Annotated in this window: 22 protein-coding genes; 5 read left to right on the forward strand and 17 right to left on the reverse strand. The window is 74.3% G+C overall.

Going from position 1 to position 20,559, the window contains the following annotated elements; translation table 11 throughout:
* Positions 1-41 precede the first annotated feature (41 nt).
* The 5 genes from ENKNEFLB_RS20650 to ENKNEFLB_RS20670 form a co-directional block, all read right to left on the reverse strand.
* Positions 42-1,274 (reverse strand): lysophospholipid acyltransferase family protein, encoded by a 1,233-nt coding sequence (locus ENKNEFLB_RS20650; protein WP_214057065.1) that lies wholly within the window; start codon positions 1,272-1,274, stop codon positions 42-44.
* Positions 1,267-2,346 (reverse strand): NAD-dependent epimerase/dehydratase family protein, encoded by a 1,080-nt coding sequence (locus tag ENKNEFLB_RS20655; RefSeq protein WP_246535704.1) that lies wholly within the window; start codon positions 2,344-2,346, stop codon positions 1,267-1,269. Before ENKNEFLB_RS20655 ends, ENKNEFLB_RS20650 begins: the two co-directional genes overlap by 8 nt.
* Positions 2,347-2,409: 63 nt before the next feature.
* On the reverse strand, positions 2,410-2,511 hold the full coding sequence (locus ENKNEFLB_RS20660) for a 30S ribosomal protein bS22 (RefSeq protein ID WP_008356322.1): 102 nt from the start codon (positions 2,509-2,511) through the stop codon (positions 2,410-2,412).
* Positions 2,512-2,608: 97 nt separating this feature from the next.
* A complete protein-coding gene (locus ENKNEFLB_RS20665; RefSeq protein WP_425543641.1) occupies positions 2,609-2,773 on the reverse strand; it encodes a helix-turn-helix domain-containing protein in 165 nt (54 codons plus the stop codon).
* Between the two features lie 226 nt (positions 2,774-2,999).
* Positions 3,000-4,190: an acetoin utilization protein AcuC gene (locus ENKNEFLB_RS20670; RefSeq protein WP_246535705.1), complete on the reverse strand. Its 1,191-nt coding sequence runs from the start codon at positions 4,188-4,190 to the stop codon at positions 3,000-3,002.
* Between the two features lie 276 nt (positions 4,191-4,466).
* Here ENKNEFLB_RS20670 and trpS point away from each other — a divergent pair, with 276 nt between their 5' ends.
* A complete protein-coding gene (gene trpS / locus ENKNEFLB_RS20675; protein ID WP_214057067.1) occupies positions 4,467-5,432 on the forward strand; it encodes a tryptophan--tRNA ligase in 966 nt (321 codons plus the stop codon).
* A 96-nt stretch (positions 5,433-5,528) separates the two neighbouring features.
* Here the strand turns inward: trpS and ENKNEFLB_RS20680 are convergent, their stop codons facing one another.
* On the reverse strand, positions 5,529-6,482 hold the full coding sequence (locus ENKNEFLB_RS20680) for a haloalkane dehalogenase (RefSeq protein WP_214057068.1): 954 nt from the start codon (positions 6,480-6,482) through the stop codon (positions 5,529-5,531).
* A 41-nt stretch (positions 6,483-6,523) separates the two neighbouring features.
* Here ENKNEFLB_RS20680 and ENKNEFLB_RS20685 point away from each other — a divergent pair, with 41 nt between their 5' ends.
* A complete protein-coding gene (locus ENKNEFLB_RS20685) occupies positions 6,524-6,940 on the forward strand; it encodes a hypothetical protein (protein ID WP_214057069.1) in 417 nt (138 codons plus the stop codon).
* Here ENKNEFLB_RS20685 and ENKNEFLB_RS20690 read toward each other — a convergent pair.
* The 5 genes from ENKNEFLB_RS20690 to pyrE all read right to left on the reverse strand — a co-directional run bounded on the left by ENKNEFLB_RS20690 (position 6,923) and on the right by pyrE (position 10,702).
* Positions 6,923-7,534 carry a hypothetical protein gene (locus ENKNEFLB_RS20690; protein ID WP_214057070.1) on the reverse strand — a complete coding sequence of 204 codons (612 nt, stop codon included), beginning with the start codon at positions 7,532-7,534 and terminating at the stop codon, positions 6,923-6,925. The two genes, ENKNEFLB_RS20685 and ENKNEFLB_RS20690, sit on opposite strands and share 18 nt — an antisense overlap.
* Positions 7,531-8,247, reverse strand: a complete 717-nt coding sequence (locus tag ENKNEFLB_RS20695; RefSeq protein WP_214057071.1) for a mycothiol-dependent nitroreductase Rv2466c family protein — start codon at positions 8,245-8,247, stop codon at positions 7,531-7,533. The genes ENKNEFLB_RS20690 and ENKNEFLB_RS20695 overlap by 4 nt, the downstream gene beginning before the upstream one ends.
* Positions 8,248-8,353: 106 nt before the next feature.
* On the reverse strand, positions 8,354-9,160 hold the full coding sequence (proC, locus tag ENKNEFLB_RS20700) for a pyrroline-5-carboxylate reductase (protein ID WP_214057072.1): 807 nt from the start codon (positions 9,158-9,160) through the stop codon (positions 8,354-8,356).
* Between the two features lie 13 nt (positions 9,161-9,173).
* Positions 9,174-10,112, reverse strand: coding sequence for a proline dehydrogenase family protein (locus ENKNEFLB_RS20705; protein ID WP_214057073.1), 939 nt, complete (start codon positions 10,110-10,112; stop codon positions 9,174-9,176).
* 29 nt (positions 10,113-10,141) lie between these two features.
* Complete coding sequence (gene pyrE, locus ENKNEFLB_RS20710) at positions 10,142-10,702, reverse strand: orotate phosphoribosyltransferase (protein WP_246535706.1); 561 nt, start codon at positions 10,700-10,702, stop codon at positions 10,142-10,144.
* Positions 10,703-10,746: 44 nt separating this feature from the next.
* On the opposite strand from pyrE, the gene ENKNEFLB_RS20715 reads away from it, so the two are divergent.
* Positions 10,747-11,937, forward strand: a complete 1,191-nt coding sequence (locus ENKNEFLB_RS20715) for a pyridoxal phosphate-dependent aminotransferase (RefSeq protein WP_214057075.1) — start codon at positions 10,747-10,749, stop codon at positions 11,935-11,937.
* 10 nt (positions 11,938-11,947) lie between these two features.
* Here the strand turns inward: ENKNEFLB_RS20715 and ENKNEFLB_RS20720 are convergent, their stop codons facing one another.
* The 6 genes from ENKNEFLB_RS20720 to ENKNEFLB_RS20745 form a co-directional block, all read right to left on the reverse strand.
* Positions 11,948-12,622 carry a hypothetical protein gene (locus ENKNEFLB_RS20720; protein WP_214057076.1) on the reverse strand — a complete coding sequence of 225 codons (675 nt, stop codon included), beginning with the start codon at positions 12,620-12,622 and terminating at the stop codon, positions 11,948-11,950.
* Positions 12,623-12,643: 21 nt separating this feature from the next.
* On the reverse strand, positions 12,644-13,729 hold the full coding sequence (locus ENKNEFLB_RS20725) for a proline-rich domain-containing protein (RefSeq protein ID WP_214057077.1): 1,086 nt from the start codon (positions 13,727-13,729) through the stop codon (positions 12,644-12,646).
* A 126-nt stretch (positions 13,730-13,855) separates the two neighbouring features.
* On the reverse strand, positions 13,856-15,178 hold the full coding sequence (locus ENKNEFLB_RS20730; RefSeq protein WP_246535707.1) for an enolase C-terminal domain-like protein: 1,323 nt from the start codon (positions 15,176-15,178) through the stop codon (positions 13,856-13,858).
* Entirely contained in the window at positions 15,175-16,818 is a 1,644-nt protein-coding gene (locus ENKNEFLB_RS20735) for an aldehyde dehydrogenase (NADP(+)) (protein WP_246535708.1), read from the reverse strand. Before ENKNEFLB_RS20735 ends, ENKNEFLB_RS20730 begins: the two co-directional genes overlap by 4 nt.
* The gene (gene kdgD / locus ENKNEFLB_RS20740; protein WP_214057078.1) at positions 16,815-17,741 is read right to left on the reverse strand and encodes a 5-dehydro-4-deoxyglucarate dehydratase; all 927 of its coding nucleotides are present in this window, start codon (positions 17,739-17,741) and stop codon (positions 16,815-16,817) included. The genes ENKNEFLB_RS20735 and kdgD overlap by 4 nt, the downstream gene beginning before the upstream one ends.
* 96 nt (positions 17,742-17,837) lie before the next feature.
* Entirely contained in the window at positions 17,838-18,773 is a 936-nt protein-coding gene (locus tag ENKNEFLB_RS20745; RefSeq protein ID WP_214057079.1) for a LysR family transcriptional regulator, read from the reverse strand.
* A gap of 143 nt (positions 18,774-18,916) precedes the next feature.
* Between ENKNEFLB_RS20745 and ENKNEFLB_RS20750 the strand changes: the two genes are divergently transcribed.
* Together ENKNEFLB_RS20750 and ENKNEFLB_RS20755 are read left to right on the forward strand one after the other, a co-directional pair.
* The gene (locus ENKNEFLB_RS20750) at positions 18,917-19,921 is read left to right on the forward strand and encodes a Bug family tripartite tricarboxylate transporter substrate binding protein (RefSeq protein ID WP_214057080.1); all 1,005 of its coding nucleotides are present in this window, start codon (positions 18,917-18,919) and stop codon (positions 19,919-19,921) included.
* A gap of 59 nt (positions 19,922-19,980) precedes the next feature.
* On the forward strand, positions 19,981-20,550 hold the full coding sequence (locus tag ENKNEFLB_RS20755; protein WP_214057081.1) for a tripartite tricarboxylate transporter TctB family protein: 570 nt from the start codon (positions 19,981-19,983) through the stop codon (positions 20,548-20,550).
* Positions 20,551-20,559 lie beyond the last annotated feature (9 nt).

Consider the following 20,559-nt stretch of genomic DNA (forward strand, 5'->3'; position numbering starts at 1 on the left):
ACGGGGGTACGGCGCGCGGCCCGGGTGGGGGCCCGCGTGGCTCAGCCGAAGACGGAGTCGCGGTCCATCAGCAGCCGGTAGAGCGTCTGCTGGATCGTCTCGCGGACCTGGTCGGTCACGTCGAAGACCAGCATCGGGTCGTCGGCCGCACCGGGCTCGTAGTCGTCGGTGCGGATCGGCTCCCCGAACTCCAGCAGCCACTTCGAGGGCAGCGGGACGAGGCCCAGCGGCCCGAGCCACGGGAACAGCGGGGTGATCGGGACGTACGGCAGGCCCAGCAGCCGGGCCAGGGCCGGCACATTGCCGATCATCGGGTAGATCTCCTCCGCCCCGACCACCGCGAGCGGCACGATCGGGACACCGGTGCGCAGGGCGGCCGAGACGAAGCCGCCGCGCCCGAAGCGCTGCAGCTTGTAGCGCTCGGCGTACGGCTTGCCGACGCCCTTGAACCCCTCCGGCCAGACGCCGACCAGCTCGCCCCCGCGCAGCATCCGTTCGGCGTCCTCCTGGCAGGCCAGGGTGGCGCCGGCCTTGCGGGCCAGGGCGCTGACGACCGGGAGCCGGAAGACGAGGTCGGCGCCCAGGGGCCGCAGGAAGCGTCCGGTGTGGTCGTGCACGCTGACCATCGTCATCGCACCGTCGACCGGGATCGTCCCGGAGTGGTTCGAGACCACCAGGGCACCCCCGACCTCGGGGATGTTCTCGGCGCCACGGACCTCGATCCGGAACCACGACCGCGCCAGCGGCCGCACGGCGGCCAGCAGGAAGCGCTCGGTGACCTCGGCGTCGAAGCCGTACTCGTCGACGGGGTAGTCGCCGGTCAGCCGCCGGCGCCAGAAGGCCAGCAGCCGCGCCAGCTGCGGCTCCCACTGCTCGCCGAACACCTCGCGGGCCGCGGTCTGCAGCGCTCCCAGCCACTGGGCCGGTGACACCTGGGCGAGCGGGTTGCGCTCCTGGGTGCGCGCCGCGGCGCGGCGCCCGGCCGTGGTCGGGGCCGTCGAGGGCTCGACCGGCTCGACGGGGTCCGGGACGCCGACCGGGCCCACGGCCGGCTCTGCCTCGGGCAGGTCGTCCTCGGGCAGGTCGTCCTCGTGCAGGTCGTCCTCGGCCGGGTCCGCGGGTGCGGCACCGGCCGGGGGCTTGGCCCGGCGCGGCGGACCGTGCGGGGCGCCGTGGGCGCCGGCGAGGCCGCGGGCGGCGGACGAGGGGGCGCGACCGGTGCCGCGCCCGGGCTGCCCGCGGGTGCCCAGCGGGATGATCTCGGCGTCACCCATCGAGGTCGCCCCCGGGCATCGCCGAGACGGGTGCGGGGACGGGTGCGGGGACGGGTGCGGGGTCCGGAAGCAGGTCGGCCAGCCCACCCACGACCCGGGCACCGCGGCCACCGGTCGGGGCGAGACCGGCTCCGAAGTCGGCGAAGGCCTCGGCGGTCGAGTACGACGGGGAGAACCCGAGCTCGGCGCGCATCCGCGTGGTGTCCACGCCCCGACCGTAGGTCAGGAACGCCAGCTGCTCTGGGGAGAAGTCCGCGGCGCGCGCGGAGCGGAGCACCGAGCCGAGCCCGCCGACGGCGAAGCCGGGCATCGGGACCATCGGTCGCTGCAGCCGGCGTACGGCCTGCGAGAGCGTGAGGAGCCCGTCGCCGGCGACGTTGAACGTGCCGGGGACGTCGGTGTCGACCGCGTGGTGGAGCACCGCCATCAGGTCCGACTCGTGCAGGAACTGCAGCCGCGCGTCGTGGCCGAGCACGACCGGGACGACCGGCAGCCGGAAGTAGGACGTGATCGGGCTCTGGACGTGCGGGCCGATCACGTTGGCGCAGCGCAGCATCGTGACGCGCACGTCGGGTCGACGGCGCGCCATGCCGCGGACGTAGCCCTCGATCTCGGCGACGTCCTTGGCGTAGCCCGAGCGCGGCGGCCGGCGCGGCTCCATCTCCTCGGTGAACATCGCGGGGTCGCGGCTGCTCGCGCCGTACACCGTGGTGGTCGACTTCACCACCAGCCGCTGCACCGACGGCGCCTTCTGGCACGCCGCGAGCAGCTGCATCGTCCCGATGACGTTGAGCTCCTTCATCGGTCCCCGGCCGCCGGTGCTGCCGGGGGTGGCGATGACGCTCATGTGCACGACGGTGTCGACGTCCTCCCGGGCGATCACCTTGGCGATCACCGGGTTGCGGATGTCGGCACGCACGAAGGACACGTCGCCGATGTCGCCGCGGGGCGGCACGACGTCGACGCCGATCACCCGCCGCACGCCCGGCTGGGCGGCGATCCTGCGCGCGAAGCGACGCCCGAGGTCCCGAGAGACCCCGGTGACCAGGACGGTCCGGGCGTCAGCTGCCACGAGGTGCTCCCAGGTGCGGGCGTGCGAGGACGGGGAGCGGGCGCACGGGGGCGCCCGTACGGCCTACTTGCCGAGCTTGCGACGCTGGACGCGCGTCTTCTTCAGGAGCTTGCGGTGCTTCTTTTTGGCCATGCGCTTGCGCCGCTTCTTGATGACAGAACCCACGGGTTACCTCTCAGACACTGGTCCCTCGCGGCGAGCGCCGCCAGGACCGCCCCACCTTAGCCATGGCGGCCACACCCGGCCGAATCGGCCCCCGGACTCAGCCGGCGTCGTAGAAGCTCTTGCGGAGGTACTCGTCGACGTCCTCCTCGCGGACCCGGAAGGACCGGCCCACCCGGACGGCGGGGACCTCCCCGCCGTGCAGCAACCGGTAGACCGTCATCTTCGAGACCCGCATGCGGGTCGCGACCTCGGCGACGGTCATGAACTCCGGCTCGGTTCCCGGCCCGGACGAGCTCGAGACCATGTGGCACCTGTCTTCCTCGGCACGTGCCGATGACTCCCTCCGCTGACTTTCACCAGCGCTTGACCGGAGGATAGGGCCTGGAGTGACGGGTGGGGAAGAGAATGTCTCGACTGACTCGTGGGGCGCGGCGTGTCGCCTTGACTCGGGAGGCAGGCCGCCGCGGACAGAGGCCCGGAGAGCCCGGTCAGAGCACCGGGTCCAGGCCGTGGAGCGGGAAGGTGGCGGTCCTGGTCGCCTGGACCAGCCGGTCCAGCCAGCTGTCCGGGTCGTAGCCCTCCTCCCACGGCCGGTAGGTCGGGGTGCGCCCCTCGGTCAGCCGCAGCGGCGCGGTCGCGCCGAGCAGCTCCATGACGTGCTCGCGCCACCCCGGAGGGGTGAGCGTGGCCGGGTCGAGCGGGGCGCCGCCGACCACGGCGAGCAGGTGCGACCAGGAGCGCGGGACGACGCCGACCACGGCGTACCCACCGCCGCCCAGGGCGACCCACCGTCCGCCGGCGACCTCGTGGGCGAGGTCGTGCAGCGCGAGGTAGCTGGCGCGCTGGCCGTCGACGGTGAGGGTGAGGTCGGCCAGCGGGTCGTCGGCGTGGGAGTCGCAGCCGTGCTGGGTGACCAGGACGTCGGGGGCGAACTCGCGCAGCACCGGCGGCACGACGGCGTGGAAGGCGCGCAGCCAGCCCTCGTCCGAGGTGCCCGGCGGCAGCGCCACGTTGACCGCGCTGCCCTTGGCGTCGGGGCCGCCGGTGTCGCCGGCGAAGCCGGTGCCCGGGAAGAGGAACTGCCCGCTCTCGTGCAGCGAGATCGTCAGCACCCGCGGGTCGTCGTAGAAGATCGCCTCGACGCCGTCGCCGTGGTGGACGTCGACGTCGACGTAGGCCACCTTCTGCGCGCCCTGGTCGAGCAGCCACCGGATCCCGACGGCGACGTCGTTGTAGACGCAGAAGCCGCTGGCCCGGTCCGGCATCGCGTGGTGCAGCCCGCCGGTGACGTTGACGCTGTGCAGGGACTCCCCGCTCCAGACCTGGCGGCAGGCCTCGACCGTGGCCCCCACGACGTGGGCGGCCGCGACGTCCATCCCCCGGAAGACCGGGTTGTCGTCGGTGCCGAGGCCGAAGGCCTCCTCGCCGGCGCCGGGCTCGCGGCCCATCCGGGCGACGGCCTCGATCAGCGCGTCGTCGTGGACGGTGGCGACCAGGTCGAGGTCGGCCATCGGGGCGTCGACGGCCCGCAGGTGCTCCAGCACCCCGAGCTCGCGGGAAAGCCGCATGGTGAGGTCGACGCGCAGCGGGGACATCGGGTGACCTGCCCCGAAGTCGTAGGCGGTCAGGCCGTCGTCGAAGACGACCGTCGCCGGCCCGGGGCAGGAGGTCTCGGTCACGTCCGCACGCTAACCGACCCCCGCCGAGATGACGCTCGCGGACAGCCGAGATGACGCTTCCGGCGCCTCGAGATGGCCGTTCCGGACACCTCCTGGCGACTCGTGGCACGATGCCTGCGTGCCGACGACCCTTGCTCGCTCCCACCAGCAGTGGTGGCCCGCCTGACCAGGCGGCCCACCTCGTCGACGCACCCACCCCACCCACGGCCGCCCACGAGGCGGCCGTACGCGTGACTCCGGACCCTCCCGTGGGCAGCACCCACCACGGAGGACCCGATGACCACCCAGCTCTCCCTGCTCACCCCGAGCGGACACCTCACCCTCGGCAACCTGCTCGGCGCGCTGCGCCCGCTGGCGGCGCGCCAGGAGGCGTACGACACCCGTGTCGGCGTCGCCGACCTGCACGCGATGACGACCGCGCACGACCCGGCCCTCCTGCGCGCCCGGACCCGTGAGCTGGCGGTGCTCCTGCTGGCCTGCGGGCTCGACGGCAGCACGCTGTTCGTGCAGAGCCGCGTGCCGGCCCACCGGCTGCTGACCTACCTGCTCGAGTGCGTGGCCACCACCGGCGAGCTCGGCCGGATGGTGCAGTTCAAGGAGAAGGGCCGTGCGGAGCCGTCGACGCGCGCCTCGCTGTTCACCTATCCCGTGCTGATGGCGGCCGACATCCTGCTGCACGCACCGCAGCAGGTGCCGGTGGGCGACGACCAGCGCCAGCACGTCGAGCTCACGCGGGACCTCGCGCAGCGGTTCAACCGGGCGTACGGGCCCGTGCTCGTCGTGCCCGAGGTCGTGGTGCCGGCGGCGGGGGCGCGGGTGATGGACCTCCAGCGACCGACCACGAAGATGAGCAAGTCGGTCGGCGCGGACGGCGACGGCGGGGTGGTCCGGCTCCTGGACCCGCCCGCGGTGGTGCGCCGCAAGGTCGCCCGTGCGGTCACCGACTCCGACATCGGCGCGGACGCGGTGCGGTCCGACCGCGCCACGAAGCCGGGTGTCACCAACCTGCTCGAGGTGCTCGTCGCCTGCGGCGGGTCGGCCGACGGCGTGACGACCTACGGCGCGCTGAAGAAGGCGGTCACCGACGCCGTGGTGGCGGTCCTGGACCCGGTGCAGCGGCGGTACGCCGAGCTGCTCGCCGCGCCCGACCACGTCGACGCGGTCTACGCCCGGGGCGAGGAGCGCTGCCGCGAGGTCACCGCGCCGGTCCTGGCCGCGGTCGAGCGGGCGCTCGGCCTGTGACGAGATGACGCCCGCGGACAGCCGAGATGACGCTCGCGGCGCCTCGAGTTGACGGTTCCGGCGGATGCGCGGCTCTGCGGCTGTGGGGCCGGGAGGCTACGGCGTGACGGTCCGGACGAACGCGGCCACGACCCGGCCCAGCTCGGCACCGGCGTCCTCCTGCAGGAAGTGCCCCGCCCGGGCCAGCGTCGGGTGCTCGCGGCCCACCGCACCGGGCACGTGGCGCTGCAGCACCGGCGCCATCGCCCCGGTGATCGGGTCGGAGTCGCCGAAGGCGGTCAGGAACGGCGCGCGCCACTCCCCCAGCGCCGCCCAGGCCGCGCGGTTGGCCTCGGTCGACGGGTCGTGGGGCCGGGTCGGGACCAGCGAGGGCATCGCGCGCGGGCCGGCCTTGGACTCCTCGGTGGGGAACGGCGCGTCGTACGCCGCCTGCACGCCCGCGTCGAGCCCGCGCGCGCAGCCGGAGGCGACCAGGCGCCCGACGTCGAGCACCTCGGCCTTCTCCACTGCCGCGCGGAACTGCCACCACACCTCGGGCATGTCGACGTCGCCGGTCGGCAGACCGGTGTTGGCGGCGACCACGCGGGTGAAGCGGTCGGGGTGCTCGGCCACCAGGCGCAGCCCGATCAGCCCGCCCCAGTCCTGCCCGAGCAGGGTGAGCTCGCCGGCGTCCGGCCGCCCGAGGCCGAGGCGGTCGAGGACCAGCTCGCGGGTCCAGTCGACGTGGCGCTGGTAGGAGTGGTCCCGCGAGGACACCGGCTTGTCCGAGCGGCCGAAGCCGACCAGGTCCGGCACCACGCAGCGCACGCCGGTGGCCGCGACCTCCGCCGCGACGTGGCGGTAGAGGTAGGACCACGTCGGCTCGCCGTGCAGCATCAGCACGGTCGCCGCGCCGTCGCGCCAGCCGTCGGGGCGCACGTCGACGTACGCCATCCGCAGCGTGCCGCCGTCGGGGTCGGTGACGTCGGCGTACTCCGCCTCCCAGGTCGTCCCGGCGGGCAGGTCGGCGAGGTCGGTGAACCGGTCGTCGGGCGTGCGGTAGGTCTCCATCGCTGCAGTCTGCCCGACCTCGCACCGGCTAGCGTCGCCCCGTGGACCCGACGACCGCGCTCCTCGCCGCGAGCGCCGCGCACGCCGGCTTCTCGGTCGTGGTCACCGTCGTGGTCTACCCCGCGCTGGCCGACGTGGCCCGCGGGTCGCCGCGCCAGTGGGCCGCCCGCCACGACGCGCACTCGCGGCGGATCGGCGCCGTCGTGGCGCCGCTCTACCTGCTGGTCGCGGCCGCCTGCGTGTGGACGCTGGCCACCGGGCCGCAGGGCTGGGCGTGGGTGGCGCTGACCGGCAACGCGCTCGCCGCCCTGGTCACCGCGGTCCGCGCCGCGCCGACGCACGGCCGGCTGGGCCGGGAGGGCCCGGACCCGGGACTCGTACGCTCCCTGCTCCTCGCCGACCGGGTCCGCACCCTCGGCGCGGTCGTGGCGCTGGTGGGCTCAGCCCTCGCCGTCTGACGCCGCGCCACCCGAGCCGGCGTACGCCGCCAGCGTCCGCAGCTGTTTGCGCACCATCGGCACGTCGCCCCAGGCCAGCGCGGAGGCCTTGGCACGGACGAGCGGTCCGCCGCCGGGCAGCGTCATCCGGCAGACCAGCCTGGTACGCGTACCGCGGGAGTCCCCGCTCGCGTCCCCGCTCGCGTCCCCGCCCACGACCGGCTCGGCGGCGTAGGTCGCGGCGAGCGGGCCGAACGGCAGGCTGCCGGCCGTGGTCGTCACTCCGGTCCAGGAGCGGCCCTCGTCGACCTCGAGCAGCTCGTAGACCTTGACCATCCGCTGCCCGGGCACGAGCCGGTCGGCGCCCGGGGTCAGGGTGCGCGGGCTCGGCCGGCCGAGGTTGTCGACGAGGTCGTAGGAGTAGGGCGCGACGGCGAGCTGGCAGAGCCACCGCCAGCAGGTGTCCGGCGGGGCGTCGGCCGTCACCGCGCGCGTCATCCGCAGCAGCGGCCGACCGGGGGCGCGGGCGGCGACCACGTCGTCGGCCGGGTAGCGCCGGGACGCCTCGTCGGCCGTGGCGCCCCAGACCCAGGGCAGGCCGCCCTCGCCGGTCACTTCTTCTGGCGGCGGCTGCCGGCGTGCCAGTCCTCGGCCTGGCCGGCCTCCTGCTCGGTGACCCCGAAGGACGGCAGCTGCGGACGCTCGCGCAGGCTCCGCTTGAGCTCGGCGAACCCGGGGAAGGTGGCCAGGCCGACCACGTGGTCCCACAGCCGCAGGGCGTCCTCGTCGCTGGGCAGCCGGCTGATCACCGGCCCGAAGAACGCTGCGCCCTCGGGCGGGGCGACGTGCAGGATCGGGGTGCCGACGTCCTTGCCGGTCAGCGCCAGGGCCTCGTCGGTCTCGGCCTGGATCTGCGCGTCGCGGTCGGTGTCCTCGAGGTGGCGCACGAGGTCCTCGGGCAGCCCGGCCTCCACCAGGGCGCTGCGGACCAGCGCGTCGAGGTCGGTGGGGTCGTAGTGGTCGGGGCCGACCTCGAAGACCTGGGACGACAGCGCCGGGTAGAGCCGCGCCACCGCCTCGGGCCCGTGGTCGTCACGCACCTGGGCGCACACGCGGAGCATCCGCAGCCCCGCGGTGTGGCCGGCCTCGTACTCCGGCGGGAAGTGGCTGTCGTAGTCGACGTGCGCGTTCAGCAGGCGCAGCGAGATGAACCGCCACTCGACGGTGTCGCCGCGCTGGCGCTGCACGGTGCGCACCCACTTGCTCGTCATCCACGCGAAGGGACAGACGGGGTCGAACCAGAACCGGACGTCGGGCTGCTCGCTCATGCCGTCATCCTGACGCCTGCCTGGTGACGGGGCCAGGGAGGTGTCCGGAAGCGTCACCTCGACGCGCCGCGAGCGTCATCTCGGCTGTCCGCGAGCGTCATCTCGGCTACTGGCCGAGGGCGCGGGAGCGGTCGCGCGCGGCCTCCATGGCGGCCAGGAACGCCGCACGCACCCCGTTGACCTCGAGCTCGCGCAGCGCGCTGGCGGTGGTGCCGCCCGGGGAGGTGACCTGCTCGCGCAGGACCGTGGGGTGGGTGCCAGTCTCCTGGAGCATCCGGCCCGAGCCGACGACGGTCTGGATCACCAGGTCGGTGGCGGTGGCGCGGGGCAGGCCGAGGTGCACGCCGGCCTCGATCATCGACTCGACGACGAAGAAGATGTACGCCGGGCCGGACCCGGAGATCGAGGTGACCGCGTCCTGCTGCCGCTCGGGGATCCGCAGCACCTTGCCGACCGAGCGCAGCATCTGCTCGGCCTCGGCGAGGTCGTCCTCGGAGCAGTGCGAGCCGGGCGAGATCGCCGACATGCCCTCGTCGACCAGCGCCGGGGTGTTCGGCATGACCCGCACCACCGCGACCCCGTCGGGCACCCGCGACTCGATGAACGAGGTGGTGATCCCGGCGGCCAGCGACACGACCAGCTGGCCCGCGCGCAGGCTCCCGGCCAGCTCGGCGAGCACGTCGGCCATGTCCTGCGGCTTCACGACCAGCACGACGGTGTCGGCCCGGGCGGCCGCGTCGGCGTTGCCGACCACGGCGACGCCGTACCGGTCCTCGAGCTCCTGGGCGCGCTCGGGCCGCTTCTCCCCGACCAGCAGCCGGTCGACGCGGCGCCCGGCGCGCACCAGTCCCGACAGCAGGGCCTCGCCCATGACCCCGGCGCCGATGATGGCGGTCTGCTTGTCCTGCACCACGGAACCGTCCTCCTCAGGACTTCGAGACCAGCGACCGGGCGAAGAAGGCCAGGTTGGCCGGCCGCTCGGCCAGGCGACGCATCAGGTAGCCGTACCACTCCACGCCGTAGGGGACGTAGGTGCGCACCGACTCCCCGTCCTCGGCCAGGCGCTTCTGCTCGTCGGGTCGGATGCCGTAGAGCATCTGGAACTCGTAGGTGCCCTGCGCGCGGCCGTAGCGGCTGGCCAGGGACGAGGCGATGTCGATCATCCGCGGGTCGTGCGTGGCGATCATCGGGTAGCCCTGGCCGGCCAGCAGCACCTTGAGGCAACGGACGTAGGACTTGTCGATGTCGACCTTGTCGGTGAAGGCGACCTCGGCCGGCTCGGCGTACGCGCCCTTGCACAGCCGCACCCGCGAGCCCTCGTGCGCCAGCGTCCGGCAGTCGGCCTCGGTGCGGTGCAGCATCGCCTGCAGCACGGCCCCGGTCTCGGGGAAGTCCTGGCGCAGCTCGCGCAGCGCGGCCAGCGTCCGGTCGGTGGTGGTGTGGTCCTCCATGTCGAGGGTGACCGTGGTGCCGGCGTTGCGGGCGGCGCGGCAGATGGTGCGGGCGTTCTCGATCGCGACCTTGGCGGCGCCCGCGTCCGGGATGGCCTGGCCGATCGCGGACAGCTTCACCGAGACCTCGGCGTGCCGGGTCAGCCCGCGCAGCGACAGCTCGCGCAGCAGGTCGAGGTAGGCCTCCACGGTCGCGTCGGCCTGGGCGCGGTCGGTGACGTCCTCGCCGAGGTAGTCCAGCGTCACCCGCAGCCCGTCGTCGACCAGGCCGGCGGTGGCCTGCACCGCCGCCGGGGTGTCCTCGCCAGGCACGTAGCCGTGCACGATCCCGGCCGAGACCGGCATCGTGCTGACCAGGCGCTTCACCCGGCCGCTGCGCGCGAGGAGGAGCAAGGGGCCACGGATCGGCGACATGCGCACACCGTACGCCGGGCGGTCGGCGCTCAACCCGCCCGGACGGCGTCCAGCTCGGCCTTCGTCAGCACCGCGCGGACCTCGAGCCCGACATCGGCCAGGGGGTTCTCCCCCGCGGGCGAGCGGTCGATCGCGCAGACCACGACCTCGACCACGGCGCCGGCCGCGCGCAGGGCGTTCGTGGCGTCGCGGACGGCGCCGCCGGTGGTGATCACGTCCTCGACCAGCGTCACCCGGCGCCCCGCGACGTCGGGACCCTCGGCGAGCTTGCAGGTGCCGTACTCCTTGGCCTTCTTGCGCACGAACAGCGCCGGGCGGCCGGTCATCGTGGAGACCATCGTGGCGATCGGGACGCCGCCGAGCTCCAGCCCGCCGAGCAGCTCGGTGCCGTCGGGCAGCAGCGGCACCATCGCCCGGGCGACCCGGCCGAGCAGGAACGGGTCGGACTCGAAGAGGTACTTGTCGAAGTACTCGCTCGCGACCTGCCCGGAGCGCAGCGTGAACTCCCCGGTCAGGCGGCAGCAGGCGTCGACGTCGGCGGCCAGCGCGGGGTCGACGGCGGGATCGGCAGCGGGGTCGTCTGTGGTCACGCGGGCCATCCTGCCGCACCCGACGGCCCGGCTACGGTGGGCCGATGCCGCCGACAGCACGCCCGACGATCCGGCCCGCGGCCCGCCTCGCGGGCATCCCGCCCACCGTCTTCGCGGAGATGTCGGCGCTGGCGCTGCGCACCGGCTCGGTCAACCTCGGGCAGGGGTTCCCCGACGTCGACGGGCCGGCGTCGGTCGTGGCCGCGGCGGCGCGGGCGATGGAGGACGGTGCGAACCAGTACGCCCCCGGCTGGGGCGTCCCCGCGCTGCGGGAGGCGGTCGCCCGGCACCAGCAGCGCCACTACGGCATCACGCTGGACCCGACGACCGAGGTCGCGGTGACCACCGGGGCCACCGAGGCCGTCGCCGCGGCCGTGCTCGGCCTGGTCGACCCCGGCGACGAGGTCGTCGTCCTCGAGCCCTACTACGACTCCTACACGGCGATGATCCAGATGGCCGGCGGGATGCGCCGCCCGGTGACGCTGCGGGCCCCGGACTTCCGCCTCGACGTCGACGAGCTGCGCGCCGCGGTCGGCCCGCGGACGCGGTACGTGCTCCTGAACAGCCCGCACAACCCGACCGGCACGGTGCTCACCCGCACCGAGCTCGAGGCCGTCGCCGCCGTGGCGGTCGAGCACGACCTGGTCGTGATCACCGACGAGGTCTACGAGCACCTCGTCTTCACCGGCCACGAGCACGTCCCGATCAGCACCCTGCCCGGGATGGCCGAGCGGACCCTGACCATCTCCAGCGTCGGCAAGTCCTGGTCGTTCACCGGCTGGAAGGTCGGCTGGGCCACCGGCCCGGCCGCGCTGGTGGGGGCGCTGGTCTCGGCCAAGCAGTGGCTGACGTTCACCTCCGGCGCTCCCCTGCAGCCCGCCGTGGCGTGGGCCCTGGACGAGGAGTCCGACTTCCCGCGCCTGCTCGCCGCCGACCTCGAGGGCCGCCGGGACCTGCTGTGCGCCGGCCTGGCGCGTACCGGCCTCGACGTCCGGGTGCCCGAGGGCACCTACTTCGCCGTCACCGACACCCGGGCCCTCGGCTGGCCCGACGCACGCTCGTTCTGCGCCGCGCTGCCCGAGCGCGCCGGCGTCGTGGCGATCCCGATGGCGTTCTTCTACGACGACGAGGACGCCAGCAGGCACCTCGTGCGCTGGACGTTCTGCAAGCGCACCGAGGTGCTCGAGGACGCGCTGGCCCGCCTGGCCGGGGCCGACCTCGCGGGGCCCGGCTGAGGGTCGCCGGTCAGGCGGTGGGCGCGCCCTTGCGCGACTGCTCGGCGTACCACTCGTTGGCACCGCCGGTGAAGAGCAGCACGATCACCGCGACCGCGCCGACCAGCCAGATCACGGAGAACAGCGACGTGATGGCGAGCAGCGAGAACAGCGCCGCCATCACGGCGGAGACGACCAGCGTGATCCGCGCCCAGTTGCGGCCCTTCATCGCCAGCGCGGCGAGCACGATCGCGATCACCGACCACACCAGGAACACCAGCAGGCCGATGACCAGGCCGGTGGCGACCCCGGACCCGGAGAACCCCTCCATGCCCGAGCCCTGCTGGAACCCGCGGTTGAACTCGCGCGCGATCTCGTCGCCGGCCACCGCCACCGCGATCATCGAGATGCCGAAGACCAGCACCATCAGGCCGGACAGCACGAAGGTCGTGATCGCCGCGGCCGTCACCGTGCCGGGTCGCCGGCGCGGGCCGCTCGGGGCGTAACCGCCGTACGGCTGGCCGTACTGCTGCTGGCCGTACTGCTGCTGCCCGTACGGGTTCGGCTGGGCGTACGGGTCCTGCGGCGCCTGGCCGTAGGAGCTCGGCTGGCCGTAGGGGCTCGGCTGGCCATAGGGGCTCGGCTGGGCCGGCTGCTGGCCGTACGGGTCCTGCGACGAGCCGTACGGGTTCTGCGGATCACTCATGGCAGAACTGAACCACAGCGCTCAGCGCCAGGCTCGGACCTCGGGCCGCATCAGCAGCGCCACGACCAGCACGCAGCCGACGAGCGGGACGAGGAAGGCCGGGGAGCCCAGGGAGAACCCCAGGGCGAGCACGGCCGCGCCGGCCGCGCACCCGAAGAGCGTCCACCGCCCGCCGACCGAGCCGCGCACCGCCAGGACGGCGGCGACGATCGCCGCGAGGCACCACACCGCCAGGATCCCGAACATGACCGTGCTGGCGACCTGGATGTCGCGCAGCGACAGCCCCTGCTCGAGCGCCGCGGGGTCCTGCTCGCGGAGCGCGTCGACCACGACGTCGGGCGAGGCCCACAGCAGGGCACCGCCGCCGATCGCCAGCACCAGCGTCAGCGCGCACAGCGACCACGACACGAGGCAGGCCACCATCAGCGCCGGCGGCCGGGGCCGCCGCTGCCCGGGGTGAGCCGGCTGCTGGCCGGGGACCTGGTGGTGCACCGGCTCGCCGAACGGCTGGGCGTACGGCGCGGGACGCCCGCCCTGCTCCCCCGCCTGCGGCGCCGGGTAGCCGGTCGGCTGCTGGGCCGGCTGCTGGGCCGGCTGCTGGGTCGGGGGCAGGAACGCCTGCTGCTGCGGGGTGGGCGTCGCCTCCTTCCCGCGCGGTCGGCGGGCGGGCGGGTCCGGGATCGGCAGCCCGGCGTACCACTCGCGGGCCGGGCTCAGCCACAGCGTGATGACCGAGGCGACGACCACGGCGGAGATCAGGCCGCCGGTGACCGTGCCGGCGACGAAGACCGGCAGCGCCAGCGCGCTGAGCACGATCCGCGCGCTCCTGGACTTCAGGAGCACCTGCCAGCCGAGGATCCCCGTGGTCACGGCGAGCGCGGCGGCGGCCATCGCGGTGACACGGAGGACGTCCAGGGCGGCGCCCACGCTGAGGCCGAGCCCGTCGCCGGGGGCGTCGGCGAGGAACTCCTCGACGCCCTCGCGGGTGTCCAGCGTGCCGATCCCGGCCACGACCTGCCACGCCGAGAGCAGGATGAAGGCGGAGCCGATCATGATGATGGCCGCGGACCAGGTCACCTGGCGCGGGCGGGCGTCAGCGGCGGGCACGGCCCCATCCTCCCAGGCCGACCCAGCGCGCCGCCCGGACCCCCGGCGCCTCGGACGTCATACCTCGGCGCGCCCGGCCGCGGACCGGGCCGCATGACGTCCCGGGGGCGTGGAGCCGGCGCCCGCTCAGCGCACCAGGCAGGGACGCTTCGGGTCGAAGGCCCACCCCGGCACGAGGTGCTGCATCGCCACGGCGTCGTCGCGGGCGCCGAGGCCGTGCTCGACGTAGAGCTCGTGCGCGGCCGCGAGCCGGTCGCGGTCGATCTGCACGCCCAGGCCGCCACCGGTCGGCACGGTGATCTCGCCGTCGACGACCTGCGGCGGCGCGGTCGTCAGGCCCTGGCCGTCCTGCCAGATCCAGTGCGTGTCCAGCGCGGTGATCTCACCCGGGGCGGCGGCGCCGACCTGGGTGAACATCGCCAGCGAGACGTCGAAGTGGTTGTTGGAGTGCGAGCCCCAGGTCAGCCCGAACTCGTGGCACAGCTGCGCGACCCGGACGGAGCCCGCCATCGTCCAGAAGTGCGGGTCGGCCAGCGGGATGTCGACCGCGTGCTCGCGCACCGCGTGGGCCAGCTGGCGCCAGTCGGTGGCGATCATGTTGGTCGCGGTCCGCAGCCCGGTGGCACGGCGGAACTCCGCCATCACCTCGCGCCCCGAGAAGCCGCCCTCGGCGCCGCAGGGGTCCTCCGCGTACGCCAGCACGTCGCCGAGGTCACGGCACAGCTCGACGGCCTCGGCGAGGAGCCAGCCGCCGTTGGGGTCGAGGGTGATCCGGGCGTCCGGGAAGCGGGTGTGGAGGGCGCGGACGACCTCGACCTCCTCGGCCCCGGGCAGCACGCCGCCCTTGAGCTTGAAGTCGCGGAAGCCGTACCGCGCGGCGGTGGCCTCGGCGAGGCGGACCACGGCGTCGGGGGTCATCGCCTCCTCGCGCCGCAGCCGCTCCCAGTCGTCGGCGCCGTCGGGCTCGCGCAGGTAGGGCAGGTCGGTGCGGTCGGGGTCGCCGACGAAGAACAGGTAGCCCAGCATCGGCACCGCGTCGCGCTGCTGGCCGTCGCCGAGCAGCTCGGCCACGGGGACGCCGAGGTCCTGGCCGTGCAGGTCGAGCAGGGCCGACTCGAGCGCGGTGACGGCGTGCACCGTCGTGCGCAGGTCGAAGGTCTGCAGCCCGCGCCCGCCGGCGTCGCGGTCGGCGAAGCGGGCCGCGACCTCGCGCAGCAGCGAGCGGAACCGGGCGACCGGCTGCCCGACGAGCACGTCCGCGGCGTCCTCGATGGTCTGCTTGATCGCCTCGCCGCCGGGGACCTCCCCGAGGCCGGTGCGGCCGTCGGAGTCGGTGACCAGCGCGATGTTGCGGGTGAAGTACGGGCCGTGGGCGCCCGACAGGTTGAGCAGCATCGAGTCGTGGCCGGCGACCGGCACCACCTCGATGCCGGTGACCGTCACGCTCACGCGCGGCCCCCCAGCTCGAGCACCCCGTCGACGCGACGGGTCAGGCCCCACGGGTTGTCGTCGGCGACGGCCGCGGGCAGCAGGCCCGCCGGCACGTCCTGGTAGCAGACCGGGCGCTGGAAGCGCTCGACCGCGAGCGAGCCGACCGACGTGGTCCGCGAGTCCGAAGTGGCCGGGAAGGGGCCGCCGTGGACCATCGCGTGGCCGACCTCGACGCCCGTGGGCCACCCGTTGAAGAGGATGCGTCCGGCGCGGTCCTCGAGCACCGGCAGCAGCGCGCGCGCCTGCGCGGCGTCCTGGGCGTCCTCGACGTCGCAGTGGACGGTCGCGGTGAGCTGGCCCTCCACGCCGCGCAGGATGGTGAGCAGCTCGTCGAGGTCCGACCAGCGGACGACGACGCCCGAGGCGCCGAAGACCTCCTGCTCGGCCGCGTGGGCGGCGCGCTGCCAGTCGGCGACGCTGAGCGCGGGGGCGGGGGCGCCCTCGCCGCCCTCGCTGCCGGTCGCGACCTGCTCGACGCCGTCGGCGCCCGCGAGGTCGGCGACGCCGCGGGCGTACGCCTCCGCGATGCCGGGCGTGAGCATCCGCTGACCGGTGGCGTCGGCGATCCGGCGGCCGGCCTCCGCGACGAACGCGTCACCGGCCTCGCCGGCCGGGACGAGCGCCAGGCCCGGGTTGGTGCAGAACTGGCCGGAGCCGAGGGTCAGCGAGCCGACGAACGCCTGGGCCAGCGCGGCCGGGTCCTGCCGGGCGAGCGCGCCGGGGAGCACGACGACCGGGTTCACCGAGGACATCTCGGCGTAGACCGGGATCGGCTCGCGACGGGCGCGGGCGACGTCGACCAGGGCCAGGCCGCCGGCGCGGGAGCCGGTGAACCCGACCGCCTTGATCCGCGGGTCGGCGACCAGCGCGGCGCCGAACTCGTTGCCGGCGCCGAGCACGAAGGAGAAGGTCCCGGCCGGCAGCCCGACCCGGGCCACGGCCCGGGCGACCGCGCGGGCGACGAGCTCGCCGGTGCCCGGGTGGGCCGGGTGGCCCTTGACCACGACCGGGCAGCCGGCGGCCAGCGCGGAGGCGGTGTCGCCGCCGGCGGTGGAGAAGGCCAGCGGGAAGTTGCTGGCCCCGAACACCGCGACCGGGCCGAGCGGGACCCAGCGCTGACGCAGGTCGGCGCGGGGCAGCGGGGTGCGCTCGGGCAGCGCGGGGTCCAGGCGTACGCCCAGGTGGTCACCGCTCGCGGCGACCCCGGCGAAGAGGCGCAGCTGCCCGGTGGTACGGCCGACCTCGCCCGCGATGCGGCCCTCGGGCAGGCCGCTCTCGGCCACGGCGCAGGCGACCAGGTCGTCGCGGTCGGCCTCGATCTCCTCGGCCATCGCGGTCAGCAGCGCGGAGCGCTCGGCCGGGGTGGTGGCGCGGTAGGTCGCGGCGGCGTCCGCCGCGGCGGCGACCGCGCGGTCGAGCTGATCGAGGTCGAGCAGCCCGAACTCCGGGCCGATCTCGGCGCCGGTGGCCGCAGCCCGGGCGCGGAGCGTGCCGGCGGTGCCGGTCAGCTCCTCGCCGGCCACGACGGAGACGCCCCGGACCGAGGTGGGGACGGCGGGGGTGCTGGGGGTGCTGGGGGTGCTGTCTGCAGACGTCACGCGGGGACTCCTCCGATGCGCTTGACCAGGTCGGTCAGGGTCGCGAGCTCGAGCTCGCTCAGGTCGGTCAGGGGGGTGCGGACCGGGCCCGCGGGACGGCCGATGACCGTCATGCCGGCCTTGACGATCGACACGGCGTAGCCCTGCTGGCGGTCGCGCAGCTGGGTGTAGGGGATGACGAACTCGTTCAGCATGGCGTAGACCCGGTCCTGGTCCTGCGCACGGACGGCGTCGTAGAACGCCAGCGCGAACTCGGGCACGAAGTTGAAGATGGCCGAGGAGTAGGTGGTCACGCCGAGCTGGAGCAGCGGCAGCGCGAAGACCTCGGCGGTGGGCAGACCGCCGATGTAGGTCAGCCGGTCGCCCATCCGGGCGTAGGTCCGGGTCATCTGCTCGATGTTGCCCACCCCGTCCTTGAAGCCGACCAGGGTGCGGTTGCGCTCGCAGGCCTGCTCCAGGGCGTCGGCGTGCAGCACGGCGTTGGCGCGGCTGTAGAACACCACGCCGAGCGAGCTGGCCTCGCAGACCGCGGTGATGTGGTCGACGAGCCCCTCCTGGCTGGCCTCGGTGAGGTACGGGGGCATCAGCAGCAGGCCGTCGGCGCCGGCCTCCTCGGCGGCGCGGGCCTGGGCGACGGCGTTCACCGTGGAGCCGGTCGCGGGGGCCAGGACCGGCACGGCGCCGTCGACGGCGCCCACGGCGGCACGCACGACGCGGTCGGTCTCGGCGGGGGTCAGCGAGAAGCCCTCCCCGGTGCCGCCGGCGGCGAAGAGGCCGGCGACCGGGTGGGTGCTCAACCAGGACAGGTGCTCCCGGTAGGCCGCCTCGTCGAACTCACCGTCCTCGCGGAAGTGGGTGACGGGGAAGGACAGCAGGCCGCTGCCGAGGGTGCCGGCCAGCTCGTCGGGGGTCACGTGCGCCACGGTGGGTTCCTCTCGTGCGGAGTGACGACCGTCGCCCTCCGCCGCTCACGCTAGGCAGCCGCCACGATGCCCGTCCAACACTCGATGGGCATCCACTCATTCACCCAGAGCATCGTCAATCTCCTGGGCCGAGCGCTGCACTAGGTGCAGCACCTGGCGCAGCATCGGGCTCATCGCGCCCCGCGCCCAGATCGCGTGGAGCTCCACCGGGCGGGCCGGGTCGGAGTCGGGATGACCTCCACCGAGGCCGGTCAGCGGCTTGAAGACCACGCCCTCGACACCCAGTGCGGCCGCGCTGGCCGGCACGAACGCGACGCCCTGGCCGGCGGCGACGAGGATGACGGCCGTGAGGACCTGCTGCACGTGCTGCTCGATGCGCGAGTGACCGTTGACCAGGAAGCGCACGGTCATCTCGTGGAAGTAGCGCGCCGAGGTCGGGTGGTAGCCGATCACCGGGACCCCGTCGAAGTCCTCCGGGCCGAGCGGGCCGCGGGAGGAGGCCAGCGGGTGGTCGCGGGCGACGACGGCCCGCAACGGCTCGCGCGCCACCACGCGCGACGACAGGACGCTGGTGTCGAAGGGCGGCCGAGCCAGCCCCAGGTCGATCTCGCCGCGCCGGATCCCGTCGACCTGCCCGCCGGTGACCCGCTCGTGCAGGATCACCTCGACCGACGGCAGCTCGCGCCCGAGCTTGCCCAGCAGGGGGCCGAGCACCCCGATCGCCGAGACCGCGGTGAAGCCCAGGTGCAGGGTCCCGGCCCAGCCGCCCTCCACCCGGCGGGCGTGCGCGACGGCCTCGTCGAGCGTGGTGACCAGGCGGTAGCAGTCCTCGAGGAACGCGGTGCCGGCGGCAGTCAGGGCGACGCGGCGGTTGTCGCGGTCGAGCAGCTGGGCGCCCACCATCCGCTCCAGCTTCTGGATCTGGCGCGAGAGCGGGGGCTGCGTCATCTTCAGCCGCTCGGCGGCCCGACCGAAGTGCAGCTCCTCGGCGACGGCCACGAAGCAGCGGACCTGGTCCAGCGTGACGTCCATGCTGCGACGGTATCAAGCAATGCCGGAACTCTCTTGGACACGCATCGCTGGCGACTCGTACCGTCAGTGACGCCGGCCACAGCGACCGGTTCAGCGGACCCGGGTCCACATCCCGGGCGCAGATGACTCCAGGAGTGATTCCCATGGCCAGCCACCGGACGACCCTCAGCCTCGCGGGCGCCGCCACCGCCGCCACCCTCCTCCTCTCCGCCTGCGGTGGCGTCTCCACCAGCACCGGCGGCAGCGACGACGGCGGCTCCTACCCCTCGGGCACGGTCGAGATGTACGTCGGCGCCGACCCGGGCGGCTCGAGCGACCTGATCAGCCGCCAGGTCTCCACCGGGCTGTCCGACGCGCTGGACGCGTCCTTCCCGGTGATCAACGCCTCCGGCGCGAACGGCGCGCTCGCCGCCGCCGAGGTCGCCTCCGCCGAGCCCGACGGCTCGACCATCGCGGTCCAGAACGCCTCCCTCTTCGCGATCACCCCGCTCGCCGTGGCCGAGGACGAGGTCACCAACATCGACGACTTCGAGGTCGTCGGCGGCGTCTCCCGCGACGACTACGTCCTGGTCACCAATGCCGACAGCGAGTACCAGACCATCGAGGACCTCGAGGGCGCCGACTCCCTGAAGTACGGCACCACCGGCGTCGGCACCGGCTCGCAGGTCGCCCAGGCGCTGCTCTTCGGGGACCTCGGCGTGGACGCGACCGACGTGCCCTTCGACGGCGGTGCGCCGGCCCTGACCGCGGTCCTCGGCGGCCAGGTCGACGCGGCCGCGCTGCAGATCGGCGAGGCCATCGAGAACATTGAGGCCGGCAAGCTCACCCCGCTGACCGTCTTCGGCCCCGAGCGCGTCGAGTCGCTGCCCGACGTCGAGACCGCCACCGAGCAGGGCCTCGAGGTCGAGGTCTCGCAGTACCGCTTCCTGACCGTGCCGGCCGGCACCCCGCAGGACGTCATCGACACCCTGGCCGGCGGACTCGAGGAGACCTTCGCGACCGAGGACTACCAGGCGTTCAACGAGCAGAACAACCTCGCCCCGCTCGAGGTCTCCGGCGAGGAGATCGTCACCATGCTCGAGGAGGACGGCCAGCGCTACGCCGACCTGCTCGACGAGTACGGCATCAGCCTCGGCAGCGCGTCCTGACCTGACCGGTCGCCCCGCAGCACTCCCCGTACGCCCCGCTCGACCCCGAGGAGCCGACGATGAGCACCACCCCACCGACCGGGCCGAACGCCCCCGGTGGCGTCCCCGGCACCTCGGGGTCGCCGGAGCCGGACGTGCTGGAGGAGCTCCAGGCCGAGGTCGCCCGTGACCTCGAGGACGAGAAGCCTCCCGCCGGCGGACCGGCGTACCAGGTCGTCGCGGCGCTGGTCGGGGTCGCGCTGGGCGTCACCGGGATGGTGATGAGCCTGGGCTACGGCCTCGGCTCGCTCACCGAGCCGGGCGCCGGCCTGTGGCCCTTCGCGACCAGCGTGCTGGTCACCGGCCTGTCGGTGCTGCTGCTCGTGGTGGGCCGCGGCCTGGACGACGCGGAGGCCTTCACCCGCTCCAGCCTGCTGCCGTTCGCGGGCGCGGCGACCTTCCTCGGGATGGCGTTCCTGATGCCGGTGATCGGCTTCGAGATCCCGTCGTTCCTGCTGTGCCTGGTGTGGCTGCGCTTCCTGGGCGGTGAGACCTGGCGCTCGACGGTGCTGGTCGCGCTCGGGACCACCGTCGCGTTCTACCTCTTGTTCCTCTACGGGCTCAGCATCCCGCTGCCCCACCTCTTCTGACGGCCACGG

It is taken from the genome of Nocardioides aquaticus (assembly GCF_018459925.1).
Taxonomy (GTDB): domain Bacteria; phylum Actinomycetota; class Actinomycetes; order Propionibacteriales; family Nocardioidaceae; genus Nocardioides; species Nocardioides aquaticus.

Coding starts and splice junctions, on each gene's coding strand:
- ENKNEFLB_RS20650 (WP_214057065.1), bottom strand. CDS start 1,274: ATGGGTGACGCCGAGATCATCCCGCTGGGCACCCGCGGGCAGCCCGGG.
- ENKNEFLB_RS20750 (WP_214057080.1), top strand. CDS start 18,917: ATGGCCAGCCACCGGACGACCCTCAGCCTCGCGGGCGCCGCCACCGCC.
- ENKNEFLB_RS20715 (WP_214057075.1), top strand. CDS start 10,747: ATGCCGCCGACAGCACGCCCGACGATCCGGCCCGCGGCCCGCCTCGCG.
- ENKNEFLB_RS20695 (WP_214057071.1), bottom strand. CDS start 8,247: ATGAGCGAGCAGCCCGACGTCCGGTTCTGGTTCGACCCCGTCTGTCCC.
- trpS (WP_214057067.1), top strand. CDS start 4,467: ATGACCACCCAGCTCTCCCTGCTCACCCCGAGCGGACACCTCACCCTC.
- ENKNEFLB_RS20720 (WP_214057076.1), bottom strand. CDS start 12,622: ATGAGTGATCCGCAGAACCCGTACGGCTCGTCGCAGGACCCGTACGGC.
- ENKNEFLB_RS20705 (WP_214057073.1), bottom strand. CDS start 10,112: ATGTCGCCGATCCGTGGCCCCTTGCTCCTCCTCGCGCGCAGCGGCCGG.
- ENKNEFLB_RS20680 (WP_214057068.1), bottom strand. CDS start 6,482: ATGGAGACCTACCGCACGCCCGACGACCGGTTCACCGACCTCGCCGAC.
- ENKNEFLB_RS20665 (WP_425543641.1), bottom strand. CDS start 2,773: ATGACCGTCGCCGAGGTCGCGACCCGCATGCGGGTCTCGAAGATGACG.
- ENKNEFLB_RS20745 (WP_214057079.1), bottom strand. CDS start 18,773: ATGGACGTCACGCTGGACCAGGTCCGCTGCTTCGTGGCCGTCGCCGAG.
- ENKNEFLB_RS20755 (WP_214057081.1), top strand. CDS start 19,981: ATGAGCACCACCCCACCGACCGGGCCGAACGCCCCCGGTGGCGTCCCC.